This is a genomic window from Siminovitchia sp. FSL W7-1587, assembly GCF_037963795.1.
GTDB lineage: Bacteria > Bacillota > Bacilli > Bacillales > Bacillaceae_C > Siminovitchia > Siminovitchia thermophila.
Genome location: NZ_CP150169.1, coordinates 3,314,283 through 3,327,774, shown reverse-complemented (window position 1 = coordinate 3,327,774; position 13,492 = coordinate 3,314,283). Strand labels below are relative to the sequence as shown.

8 protein-coding genes are annotated in these 13,492 nt (G+C 41.6%); 4 read left to right on the top strand and 4 right to left on the bottom strand.

Going from position 1 to position 13,492, the window contains the following annotated elements; genetic code table 11:
• Positions 1 to 305: 305 nt before the first annotated feature.
• The 4 genes from NST31_RS15630 (at position 306) to pepD (ending at position 5,747) form a co-directional block, all read left to right on the top strand.
• Entirely contained in the window at positions 306 to 1,721 is a 1,416-nt protein-coding gene (locus tag NST31_RS15630) for a hypothetical protein (protein WP_339161879.1), read from the top strand.
• A gap of 23 nt (positions 1,722 to 1,744) precedes the next feature.
• Complete coding sequence (locus tag NST31_RS15625) at positions 1,745 to 2,956, top strand: M20 family metallopeptidase (protein WP_077111054.1); 1,212 nt, start codon at positions 1,745 to 1,747, stop codon at positions 2,954 to 2,956.
• A 167-nt stretch (positions 2,957 to 3,123) separates the two neighbouring features.
• Positions 3,124 to 4,071 (top strand): LD-carboxypeptidase, encoded by a 948-nt coding sequence (locus NST31_RS15620; protein ID WP_077111052.1) that lies wholly within the window; start codon positions 3,124 to 3,126, stop codon positions 4,069 to 4,071.
• A gap of 215 nt (positions 4,072 to 4,286) precedes the next feature.
• Positions 4,287 to 5,747: a beta-Ala-His dipeptidase gene (gene pepD / locus NST31_RS15615; RefSeq protein ID WP_077111050.1), complete on the top strand. Its 1,461-nt coding sequence runs from the start codon at positions 4,287 to 4,289 to the stop codon at positions 5,745 to 5,747.
• Here pepD and NST31_RS15610 read toward each other — a convergent pair.
• The 4 genes from NST31_RS15610 to NST31_RS15595 form a co-directional block, all read right to left on the bottom strand.
• The gene (locus NST31_RS15610; protein WP_339161875.1) at positions 5,724 to 7,376 is read right to left on the bottom strand and encodes a PucR family transcriptional regulator; all 1,653 of its coding nucleotides are present in this window, start codon (positions 7,374 to 7,376) and stop codon (positions 5,724 to 5,726) included. The genes pepD and NST31_RS15610 overlap by 24 nt on opposite strands.
• A gap of 1,448 nt (positions 7,377 to 8,824) precedes the next feature.
• Positions 8,825 to 9,385 carry a DUF1641 domain-containing protein gene (locus tag NST31_RS15605; RefSeq protein WP_339161873.1) on the bottom strand — a complete coding sequence of 187 codons (561 nt, stop codon included), beginning with the start codon at positions 9,383 to 9,385 and terminating at the stop codon, positions 8,825 to 8,827.
• Positions 9,378 to 12,338 (bottom strand): formate dehydrogenase subunit alpha, encoded by a 2,961-nt coding sequence (gene fdhF, locus NST31_RS15600; RefSeq protein ID WP_339161871.1) that lies wholly within the window; start codon positions 12,336 to 12,338, stop codon positions 9,378 to 9,380. The genes NST31_RS15605 and fdhF overlap by 8 nt, the downstream gene beginning before the upstream one ends.
• Positions 12,339 to 12,499: 161 nt before the next feature.
• On the bottom strand, positions 12,500 to 12,973 hold the full coding sequence (locus NST31_RS15595; protein ID WP_339161869.1) for a CarD family transcriptional regulator: 474 nt from the start codon (positions 12,971 to 12,973) through the stop codon (positions 12,500 to 12,502).
• Positions 12,974 to 13,492: the final 519 nt, after the last annotated feature.

Here is a 13,492-nt window from a genome sequence, read left to right as displayed (position 1 = left end):
ATGATAAGATCCATATTAACTTTGTCTGTATTTTGTTTTGTCGATAGATAGCGGTAGGTCTGAGGGCAATCATCTTGGAAGCAAGAGCGTGGTTGAATCCTTTTTGAAAGCGATTGCTAAAAGTGTGTTCCGTCTTTCATTGGGATTTTAGAGCGAGTTATATAATCCGTTAACTTGCTTCTGACAGCAATGCCATCGTTCTGTCGGTCAACTTTTACAATCTATTACACAATTGTCATGCCCACCTCCCCTGGACGACAACCAAGCAAAATGACAGAACAAAGCGATGAAGAGAGGGTAAAATATTGGATACTGTTCAAACAAAAAAACAAGAACCACGTAACTTTAAGAAGAAGTTTTTTAATCTTGAAAACATTCATCCATATGTTGTCATTTTAAGTATCGTCTTTCTTATTTACATTCTCTCCTTAGTACTTCCATCAGGAGAGTTTGATCGGGTTAAAAATGAAAATGGTGACGTAACTGTCGTTGCCGGCACTTATAAAACCATAGAAAAAGACCTTCCATCTGTCTTTGCTTTATTTAAAAATATTCAACTGGGATTCGTTGATACAGCATCAATCACATTCTTTATAATTTTCGCTTATGTGTTTGTCCACATATTAACAGTAAATGGAACACTCAGTGTCGTATTAGGTAATGTTGTAGATAAATTAAAAAATAAAACGTTCCTATTTATTCCTATTTCAATGGTGATGTTCGGAATCTTAGGGGCAACTGTTGGACTTTATGAGGAAGTATACGGACTCATTCCTGTATTTATCGGCGTGGCAATCGCCCTTGGTTACGATGCCATCGTTGGCGGGGCCATCGTCTTTGTCGGTGTTGCGACAGGCTTTGCCGCCGCGCTTACAAATCCATTTACAATCGGAATTGCTCAAGAAATTGCAAATGTCCCCCTCTCTTCTGGTTTATCGTTTCGTTTGATCGTCTTTATCATCTTTGAAATCGCAGTCATCTCTTATGTGATGTATTATGCGCATAAAGTAAAAAAAGACCCTACAAAATCAATTTTATATGGAACAAAAGTGGCCGCCATTAATCAAATCACACTAAAAAAAGAGAAGTTGTTATGGAAGCATAAGTTAAGTCTCCTTGCATTAATCATTACATTCGCTATGATCATTTATTCTACGTTAAAATTGGGATGGTATATTGATGAATTAGCCGCGCTGTTTTTACTCATGTTTTTCATTGTAGGATTTTTGAGCGGATATTCCTTGGGAAGAATCATGGACATCTTTATTGATGGCGCGAAACAAATTTTATTCGGGATTCTGACGATCGGTTTTATAAAGGGAGCCATTATTACGATGGAAGATGCCGCGATTCTCGATACTGTCATTTACTATTTGTCGTTTTTCTTAGTAGGCACAAATAGTTACTTGACCTCACTAGGGATGCTTTTTTCTCAAAATCTAATAAACTTATTTATATCGGGAGGAGCTGCACAAGCGATGGCAACCATGCCGATCATGGCCCCCATTACCGACTTGGCGGGAATGGACCGACAAATTGCCGTTATTGCTTTTCAATTTGGTGATGGATTTTCCAACATGTTCTGGCCAACCGGGGTAGCGATTGAATGTGCGATTATGGGCATTTCCATGGTTAGATGGTACAGGTTTATCATGCCTTTATTTGGAATCATGCTTGTGTTACAAGTCATATTAATGATGGTAGCGACAGCAATATTTTAATGAAATAAAACGGAGGGCTGAAAATGGATGTCAATGCTTTAAAAGATCAAATAAATGAAATCGAAGCAACTTATCGGGAACAGTTTCAACAAATCAGTGATTATTTATTTCATCACCCCGAATTAAGTGGAAAAGAATATATCTCCTCTCAGTATGTAGCGGATATGATGGAAGCGTTTGGATTTAGCGTTCATTTCCCATACCCTGATGATGCCGAATTGCAAACGGCTTTTATTGCAGAGTTCGGGGATGAAGACGGTCCTGCTATTGCCTTTTTAGCGGAATATGACGCGTTACCGGGATACAATACGCCAAGCGGAAACGGCCATGCTTGCGGACATAATTGGATTGCCGCGACAATGTGTGGTTGTGCAATCGTTTTATCTAAGCTAAAAAAACACTTTAAAGGAAAAATTCTCCTTATTGGCACACCTGCTGAAGAAACTTACGGAGCAAAAATTAACATGTTGAAAAAAGGGGCCTTTGATCACGTCGATGTTGTTTTTCAAGCACATTTGGCGGATGAAACTGTCATCGACTCGTCAGCACTTGCGATGACCGACTTTCAATTTGAATTTACTGGAAAAGCTGCCCATGCCGCATCTTATCCAGAGGAAGGCATTAATGCACTTGACGCTGTCCAACTAACCTTTATGGGAATCAATGCCCTGCGGCAGCATGTGAAACCGGATGTTCGTATCCATGGAATTATTACGGAAGGTGGCGCTGCAGCAAACATTATTCCAGATAAAGGAGTATGTCTTATTACCGTAAGATCTGAAGACAGGGAATACTTAAAGCATGTAAAATCACGCATCATTGATTGTGGAAAAGGAGCTGCGCTCATGACTGGCGCCTCTTTTTCCTACAAAGAGCTCGGGAACTCCTTCGACGATTTAATCAATGTTCCTTCCTTGATGGAACTGACAAAGAAACATCTCGAAGCAGCGGGAATCCATAACATATTATCGAAAGAAGAAGCACCGCCTCCTGGATCAACAGACATTGGAAACGTCAGTTATAAATGCCCGACTTTGTATGTAGAAGTTGATCTGGAGGCTGACCAACCGCTTAGGGTGCATGAAGAAGATGCTTTGAAATACGTAAACTCTCACTACGCCTATCTTAAAATGACACAAGTAATCCGTGCATTATCGTCAAGTGCATTAGAACTATTTCGCGATCCAAAAAAAGTGGCGGAGATAAAACAAGAACATCAACACATTATTTCATAAAGTGAAACTTCATTCAGTAGGGCTTTTACTGAATGTTAGTTGAACCAATCGGGCATGTAGGTGCCGTTTTCTCCCACTTAGACCTTTCGTATCAAATCAGGTCTTGAAGTGGTGTATATGGCACCTTACATGCGTCCTAGCAAATATAGGAAAGAAGGTTTACGCAAATGACATTAAAGCCGAAAGCCTTACATCAAGGCGATACGATAGGTATTATTGCACCGGCAAGCCCATTTTACTATAAAAGCGCTTTGGCAAGAGGCGTTTATGAGTTAGAACAATGGGGATATAACGTAAAACTAGGCAAATATATTTATGAACAAATGGGCTATTTAGCTGGAAGTGATGAACAACGTGCCCATGATGTAAATGAAATGTTCAGAGATGATGAAGTCGATGCCATTATGGTGACAGGCGGGGGATATGGGACCGCAAGGCTCGTTGATAAAATTGACTATGACGTAATCAAAAAGAACCCAAAGATAATAATCGGTTACAGTGATATTACGACGCTCCATATCGCCATTCATCAGTTTACAGGGCTGACAACATTCCATGGCCCTGGTCTCTTGCGATTGAATCGTGAAGAGTTGACGGAATATACAAAAGAACAAATGTTAAAAGCGATCACTACGAATGAAACACTGGGAGAAATAAAGCGGGCCGACGAGAGAAAATGGTTGCATACTTTTTTTCCTGGTGAGGCACGCGGGGAGATTGTCGGTGGAAATCTAGCGTTAATAAGTGCTTCGCTAGGAACAGAGTACGAAATAGATACAAAAGGAAAGATTTTATTCATTGAAGAATGGAACATGGAACCATGGCAAATTGATCATTTTATGAACCATTTATACAATGCCGGAAAGCTCCACGATGCGGTCGGAATTGTATTTGGGGAATGTGTGAATTGTATACCTTTTAACAATATCGGCTTTGAAAACTCTTTAACCTTGGAAGAAATCTTTGAACACTTTACGCAACTAGTGAAAAAACCGGCCTTTTACGGGCTGCCTTTAGGCCATACAAATGACCTTGCAACAATCCCGATAGGTGCGAAAGCATATGTAAATGCGACAAAACGACAACTGATTATTGAAGAATCGGGAGTATTATAATTCACGCCGGAACATTATATGCAACCTTCCTGTTCCTTGCGAAAAACATCTGCCAGCACAACGCAGGGTGATCGGGGTATGATTTCACCATGTGTCCCCCTGTAATCCATATGTTACAATAAAAAGAAACAAGCGACGAAATCAGTGCTTGTTTCTTTTTTTAATCTATTGGACTACCCGCCTATTCAGATGATAGTGCTACAGGAGGGACAAATTTGTATACAAGTATACAGGAACTGACAAAATACCGTATTTTTCATTATTTTTCTGAAGTCTCACGTATCCCAAGGTGTTCAGGTAAAGAACAACAAATGAGCGATTATTTAGTTTCCTTTGCTCACAAACATCGTCTGCAAGTCATTCAAGATGAAGCAAAAAACGTCATTATTAAAAAACCGGCAACTTTCGGATATGAATTCGCACCGACCGTCATTATCCACGGAAACATGGATATGGTTTGTGAAAAAAATCGAGACAATCCTCATGACTTTAACAAAGACCCTCTTGAATTAAGGATAGAAGGAGATATGCTCTATGCTACGGACACTTCACTAGGTGCCGATAGCGGAGTCGCAATCGCCTATGCTCTGGCATTATTAGATTCGAAACATATTCCACATCCTAACCTTGAAGTCATGCTCACAACAGAAGAAAAAACAACTATGAACGGAGCCAAACGTATTGATCCGGCACTTCTAAACGGAAGTATCCTCATCAGCATTGATGCGGAAGAAGAAGGAACATTGCTTGTCAGCAGTGCAGGCGGAGTGATTGCTGAATTTACAATCCCGATTATGTACGATAAAAGACAGCCAGATACTGTACTGTACGACATTCATATTGGCGGACTGAAAGGTGGACATTCAGGCGGTTCCATCGTTAAAGGAAGAGGCAATGCCAATATACTGCTCGGTAGAGTGCTGCAACATTGCGCGGAACATTTTGACTATCAACTCGTTCACCTTCGCGGAGGCGCAAAGGCAAATACCATTCCAAGAGAAGCAGAAGCGACGATTGCGATAGAACGAAAACATATTCCTCTGATCCATTCATTCATATTTAAATGGGATGAAACATTAAAGAAAGAACTGGATATGGCAGATCCTGAAGTTTACGTACAGTGTACGTCCTCGATGCGAAAAGGAAATAACGTCTTTTCCCAAGAAACAATGACAAAAGTAATAACAGCTTTAACATTCATGCCAAATAGTGTGCAAAGCATGTCTACTGAAGTCCCTGGATTGGTTCAGAGTTCGAATAACTTAGGTACAATGCGGACAAATAGTGATCACATCATGTTAAAAAATGAAATCAGAAGCTCCGTATATAGCTTGCAAGAACATATCAGCCAGCAAATGAAGGTGTTAGCCAGGCTATTACAAAGTCGTGTTATTTTTCATTCAGAATATCCTGCTTGGCCGTATCACCCCACTTCGAATATTCGCTCCCTTTGCAAAAAAATTTACAAGGAAACATATAATGAAGAAGTGACATTTGTTTCTACTCATGCAGGAATTGAGTGTGGCATCCTCGTCAAAAAAATGGATGTCGACGCGGTCTGTATTGGTCCTGACATCCATAACATTGATACGCCCAGTGAACACTTAAGCATTTCATCCACATTGAAAACGTGGGAATACTTACTTACTATTTTAAAAGAAATGAATACGATGTAATTCATAAGCCCTTAAAGCAACTTCAATACAAATACGACGGTCTGGATCCATAAAATCACCAAGCAACTCATGCAGTTGTTCCACACGGTAATTGACCGTTTGCCGATGAATAAATAACTCATTGGCTGTAGCTTGTTTGGAACCATTATTATTCAAATACGCTTTAAGGGTTTTTAATAATTCCGCCCCATTTTGTTGATCATGTTTCAATACCTCTCCCACATAATCTTGGATTAACGAATGAATAGTCTGATTATTTTTTACGTTGAGTAAAATGCGAAAAATCCCGATATGTTCATAAAACGGATCAGTAATAGACTCCGTAATTTGCGCCACTTCAATCACTTGCCGCGCTTGTTGAAACGCCTCATATGCATCCGTCAACATATGGTTGGCTTTACTCATGCCAATCAGAAAATCCCCATCTGTTAAAAATTGATTCATCGCATGTTTCACTTGATCTGTCGCTGTTTCAATTCGCTTTTGAATGGGCAACATATTTTTATGTTCCGCTTGCACTTGATAAACAAGAAAATAAAGACGGTTGCCCATTGTAAGAGTAACCGGATGAAACTGATGCCGGTTCATAATCGTCCTCGTAACAATAGCGATGTTCTGCAATAATGAATTACGTTCCCCCACATTCCAATTCGACTTCGAAAAGCCCCACTGAATCACGCCACAATAATAAGAAAAATTATGAATATCTTGAGTAACAATCCCTAGCTTCGTCCGCATCAATTCTTCACTTTGCATTCGGTTGTTCACCAAATCATCTAACAACAATGCTTGATTCTGTAAATTCCGTTCTTCAATAAATAATTCCCGTAATAAGTGATGCGCGATCGCTGTTACCGTATAATCCAACGCACGAGTCATATAACGATCGCCCCCGCCATCATGCAGCAGAACAGCGACATACGCGAGTACTTGCCCCATTGCCGTTACTGGCTGATATAAAATGGTGATGTTGCCAGCCGTTATCGTTTCAGTTTGAGTGAGTGCCCCTTGATGATCACGGAGAATCTGTTCATGGAAGATTTGTATACAACTCTCATAATCTTGCTTTTGAGTCTGCGGTAACGTAACAGCATTTCCATCAATCGGATAATATACAATGTGGTGTGAGGTGAATCGATAAAAAGCCTGCAAAATATGACCGATACTTCTGGATTGTAACGTGAGATGAGATAGCTCTTTTGAATAAGCTTCCAATTCTAAAACCGTTTTCGCATGGTCATTCACAATAAACATATGAATATCCTTTGTTATATCGACAAATCTGACTTTGTCATCCAACAAAATAATCGGAAATTCATACTCATCGGCAAATCGACATACGTCACTCGGAATCTGTTCGGCTGTAGCCACGACACATAGCGCAGCCGCTTTTTGACGTAATAACTCGTTCAAATAAGACATATATACGTCTCTGGCACGATCAAAAAAATGAACAGTCGTCAGAATGAATTCATTTCCATTGATCTCAATGCCAGAGTGGCCATCTTCGAGAATATGCACCCACTCTACCGGACGATCTCTCCCTTTTAATCCGGCAATCATGTTAGCTCGTTGAAAAAGAGGACGACGCATAATATCTTGTACGGTCAGCGTTAGCTCATTAGACATGTTCTTAACCCCCTGCAAATAAATGGTGAAGCCACAACCATTTATTCATCCGCCATAAAGTGAAACTTCATTCAGTAGGGCTTCTACTGAATGTTAGTTGAACCAATCGGGCATTTAGATACCGTTTTTCCCTCTTAGACCTTTTGTATCGACTCAAGTATTGAAGTGGTGTATATGGCACCTTACATGTGTGATAAAATAAACCTGATCGATTCGTTTAGGGTGCCTAGGCGTTAGACTACCTCTACAATCCTGCTTCTAGTATACATTATCGTGGCAAAACGATTCACAATGCAATACTCAAGCAAAACAGCGCGAACCCTCACACATCCCTTTTTGATTGTAAAAAGAAAGAAAAAGCATAGATTCAAAGTTATAAACGAACATCGAACCGGGAAGATCAGGCATTTAAAAATGATGCTTGTAAACATATGAAAGAACGTCGCCACCATTTCAAAGTGTTATTCGAGGATGTATGACTGTTTCAGATATTTTTCTGTCTTTACCGTCCGGAAAAAAAGTAACTGAGCGGGATCAAGTGAAACTTCATTCAGTAGGAGTTTTCTTCCATCTCCTACTGAATGTTAGTTGAACCAATCGGGCATTTAGGTGCCGTTTTCTCACACTTAGGCCTTTTGTATTCACTCAAGATTTTGAAGTGGGAGTCTTTTTTACGGCACCTTACATGCGGGATAAAGTGAAACTTCATTCAGTAGGCGTTTTCTTCCATCTCCTACTGAATGTTTGTTGAACCAATCGGGCATTTAGGTGCCGTTTGCTCACACTTAGGCCTTTTGTATTCACTCAAGATTTTGAAGTGGGAGTCTTACGGCACCTTACATGCGGGATAAAGTGAAACTTCATTCAGTAGGAGTTTTCTTCCATCTCCTACTGAATGTTAGTTGAACCAATCGGGCATTTAGGTGCCGTTTTCTCACACTTAGGCCTTTTGTATTCGCTCAAGATTTTGAAGTGGGAGTCTTTTTTACGGCACCTTACATGCGGGATAAAGTGAAACTTCATTCAGTAGGGCTTCTACTGAATGTTAGTTGAACCAATCGGGCATTTAGGTGCCGTTTGCTCCCACTTAGGCCTTTTGTATTCACTCAAGATTTTGAAGTGGGAGTCTTACGGCACCTTACATGCGGGATAAATTGCCCCAGTGCTTAATACGCAAGCTTTTAGCGTGGTCAAAATAGGTAGACTCCTGCGAGAATAGCTTGAGCTGAAGATCCCGCAGGAAAGCCGAGGAAGCTGAAGAGACCTGCGGAACGCGAAATATGTTGACGTAGCGATAATAAGGATTTTTTTAACACAAATAAACCGAACAATTATAAATGAATTGTTCGGTTTTTGCTATTTCGTATTTGCTTATGTCCCAGCACCGTTCTCATTAGGAAGCTCAGAGACCGCCCGATCTTAAAGATCAGGCGATCACCAGCTCCATTTTATCGTTTTGGTTCCATTGTTTCTCCACTGTCCATCATCTGTTTAGTATCCGGAGAAGAGGATGGTTTGTTTTTTTCCAAATCGCTCATATCTTGCCCCATCCCTCTTAAGAATTCAAGCATCAGCGTAATGGCTCTGTTGATTTCAGGGTCCTTTAAAGCACGGGCCAGCTCAATATAGCCTGTTTTCCCCTCTTGCTGTTCCTCAACTTCAGCCACTCTTGCGACTCCCGCATTTAGTTTGAGAAGGAATGGTTCAAGTTGAGTAACATTAATCATTCCAATTGTGCCGAGCAAGAGGAGAATATTTTTAATGGTATTTTTATTTTCGTTCATGTTTGCCGTATTCACAAGAACTTCCAGCACTTTGTCGCCTTGTCCGAGCAATCCCTTTACAAGATCAAGGAGGCCCCTTTGTTTCAAGTAACCGAGGATCTCCATCGTCTCAAGTATTGCCTCTTTGTTATTTAAAAGGGCTTCTTGTATTTCTTGCAGTTCTTTTTGTTTCTGCTTTTCTTTATCGGGTACTTGAAATTGAATATCTTTAATCGGTTCAGCCATGTGTCGCTTTGCCCTCCCTTTTTACGAGATCACCCGGAAATACGTAATCAGACCTTGCCCACTTTCTTTCCACTTCCACTCCTTTTTGCGGTTGCGGGTTGCCAAATCTATGATTCACTGGCGGGAGTGGGTCTTCCCCTTCTTCTTGAAGAACTTCAAGTTTGACCATGAGATCCTTATAGGCAGGTGTATCGGTGTCTTTATCCGCGTAACTGCTCGTAAGTTTGTTAATCGTGGCATCGCCGGCATCATTCATCGGCAAGTATATTTCCTTTCCTTGTACACGGTCAGTGACGTGGCACTTGACAACGACTTGGCCATAAGGTGACGTAAGCCGGACGAGTGTGCCGCTTGCGAGTTTTCTTTCCTTTGCCAATTCCGGAGACACTTCCAGGAATACGCTCGGCGTTTTCGAAGAAATGCCTTCGGAGCGGTATGTCATGTTTCCTTCGTGGAAATGCTCAAGTAATCGTCCATTATTCAGATGAAGATCATATTGTTCGTCATACTCCAATGGTCTTGTCCATTGAACCGGAAATAATCGTGCCTTTCCGTCCGGGAATGGAAATCCGTCTGTAAAGAGAAGCGGGGTGTCTGTCCCATCTTCTTTTACAGGCCACTGCAGGCTGTTATAGCCTTCAAGCAGTTCATATCTGACACCGGCAAATTGTGCGGCAAGGCTGGCGGCTTCACTCATGATATCGCTTGGGTGCTCATATTTCCAATTTGCTCCGAGCCTGTTGGCGATTTCCATCATAATTTGCCAATCCGGCTTCGATTCGCCGAGCGGTTCAAATACTTGGTAAAGTCTTTGGATTCGGCGCTCTGTATTCGTAAATGTACCTTCTTTTTCCAAACTTGGCGCTGCCGGGAGAACAACGTCCGCATACTGGGCCGTTTTTGAAAAAAAGATGTCCTGCACAATAAAGAAATCCAATTTTTCAAACCCCGCCTGCACGTAGTTAATGTTTGAATCAACGAGGGCCATCTCTTCCCCTTTTAAATATAAGGCCTTTAACTTGCCGTCATGCATGGCATCTACCATTTCATGATTATTCAATCCCGGATGCTTCGGGAGTTTTACGCCCCAGCCCTTTTCATACTTGGCTCGCACCTGCTCATCCACCACTTTTTCATATCCGGGAAGCCGATCCGGCATACTGCCGAAATCACTTGCCCCCTGGACATTGTTATGGCCGCGAAGCGGGTAGGATCCAGTACCGGGCCGCCCATAATTTCCGGTAACAAGCAGAAGGTTGGATATGGCTGTACTCGTATCACTTCCGCCAAGCTGCTGCGTCACACCCATCGCCCACAGAACGACCAGGCTTTTTGATTCGTGAATCATTTCGGCAATCTTGATAAGTGTTTCCTGTGATACACCCGTTTCTTTTTCCGCAAATGTAAGCGTATATGACTCTAAACTCTTATAATATTCATCAAAGCCATTGACCTTAGAAGCGATAAACGTTTCATCTGCCCATCCTTGATCAATGATATACTTCGTAACAGCAGACAACCAGACAAGATCGGATGCCGGTTTCGGCTTTATATACACATCTGCCCGTTGCGCCATTTCATGTTTTCTCAGATCCGCAACGACAAGCTTTTGCCCCTTGAGCTTATGGGAACGCTTCACCCTTGTCGCCAGGACAGGATGAGATTCGGCCGTGTTGGAGCCGACAATTAACACCATGTCCGATTGCTCAATGTCTGTGATGGAACCTGAGTCTCCCCCATATCCCACCGTCCGGAACAATCCTACCGTCGCCGGAGTCTGGCAATAGCGGGAACAATTATCAATATTATTTGTACCGACTACCCCTCTTGCCAATTTCTGCATTAAATAAGATTCTTCGTTCGTACATTTAGAAGAGCTGATAAAACCGAGGGCATCGGGCCCAAATTCATTTTTGACGGCGGTCAACCGTTCGGCAATAAGTGTTAAAGCTTCTTCCCATTCCGCCTCCCGAAAAACATTTCCATCCCTGATGAGCGGCTTTTTCAGACGTTCCTCACTATTCACGAAGTCCCAGCCAAATTTGCCTTTTACGCATGTAGAAATGCCATTGGCGGGCGCTTCCACGGTCGGCTCCACTTTCAAGATTTTCCGTCCTTTTGTCCAAATATCAAAACTGCAGCCAACTCCGCAATACGTGCAGACTGTCTTTGTTTTCTTTATCCGTTCTTCCCTCATTGCCGCTTCCATATCAGAAATCGCCAAGATCGAGCCGTACCCGGTTTCAACGTCTTTTGTCAAGTCAATCATCGGTCGCAACGTTTCCCTTTTAAGACCTGTTAAATATCCCGCTTCCCCTTCCATTCCCTTTTCCATCATGGCATTGCAAGGGCAGACGGTGGAACAATGGCCACAAGAAACACATGACGACTCGTTGATGGGAACATCGTTGTCCCATATCACCCGCGGTTGTTCCCGTTCCCAGTCGATCGTCAGCGTTTCTGTTACCTGGACGTTTTGGCATGCTTCCACGCAGCGTCCGCATAAAATGCATTGATCGGGATCATAGCGGTAAAACGGATGAGAGTCATCTACTTCATAAGGCTTGGGCTCAAACGGAATGCTTTGATGGTTGATTTTCATCTCTTTGACTGTGTTATGTACTTCGCATGTTCCATTATTGTAATCACAAACGGTACAATACAATTCATGGTTGTGCAAAATTTGATCCATTGCGATGACTTGGGCTTTTTTGACATCATCCGTTATCGTCTCAACAACATCTTCTGCCTTAATTTCAGTTGAACAAGATCGGACGAATTCCCCATTCACCTTTACGAGACACGTATCACATGTTTCAATCGCACCAAGGCTCGGATGAAAACAGACGTCCGGAACGGAAATTTCCAAAGCCTTCAATGTTTCCATGATCGTTCCGACGCCTTTCATTTGAACCTTTTCACCGTTAATGGTTACAAAGTATTCTTTCGCCACCCGGCTCTCTCCTCCTTTTCATATTTTAGAAAGTTCTGATTAGTTAAAAGTCTAACATAAGGACCTCGGTTTTCAAACGATAAAATCGGATACCCTTATATTATGTACCCTTTTTTTAAAAATAAAAACAGGGACGACTCCTTTATATGAGGAATCATCCCTTAGCTAGTTTGCTTTAATAATTTGGCCGCTTGGGTTTCACTTACACCTGTAATAAGCGCCAATTCGCTGATCATCAATTTTCTCGCCTCATTCAGCAATTGTTTCTCACTGCCGTTCAACGGCTTTGCGCTTCTTTGGCTTAAAAGATCACGTATCACTTCTGCAGTCGCATCAAAAGCGCCTGTTTTCATTTTTTCCACATTTGAACTGTATCGCTGTTTCCACGTCAAATTGGAAGCTGTCCCCGAGTCGTGAAGAATTGTTAAAATCTCTTTGGCCGTTTCCCTGTCGGTGACTGAGCGAAGACCTACAGCCTCCGCATTCTTTTTTGGAATCATGACATTCATATCGCTTGTCTGAATAAAGATCGTGTAATAGATTTCTTTTTTACCAAGAAAATCTTTTTCCTCAATCGCCTGAATCATTCCAGCACCATGCATTGGATAAAATACTTTATCGCCAACATTAAACAAAAGACCGACCTCCCATTCATCTCTTATGTTCATTATATCACAAATAATTAAAAATGCAAAATTTATAATAATATCATGATTTTAATACAATGTCAACGATTTTATATAGGCTTTTTATATCCAAAAATAAAGGACCGACTCCTTAAAAGGGAAAATTGAAAAACGTTGATATTACAACTTTTTTAAAGGGAAAGCAGGGGCGGCAAAAGGTGATAGAACCACTCTTACTTGGAGTATGTATGAATAACTCGGGCAGGAACGTTTTTTCCGACTTCTTACCTTGAGCGGGTACAAAACCGATTGGATGAACGCTTTTTTTGATTTGGGATGAGCATGAGACCCGAGTTGGGAAACGTTTTTCCGACTTTCTCCTTACAGGCACGAGACTAGGGTTGGGGGAACGCTTTTCGACTTACTCTTGGATAGGCACGAAACTGATGAGGATTATAAAGAAGCTCGATGATCCAAATTTACATTTTTGAATCATCAAGCTTTTTTGTCATGCCTAATTTTCACTGA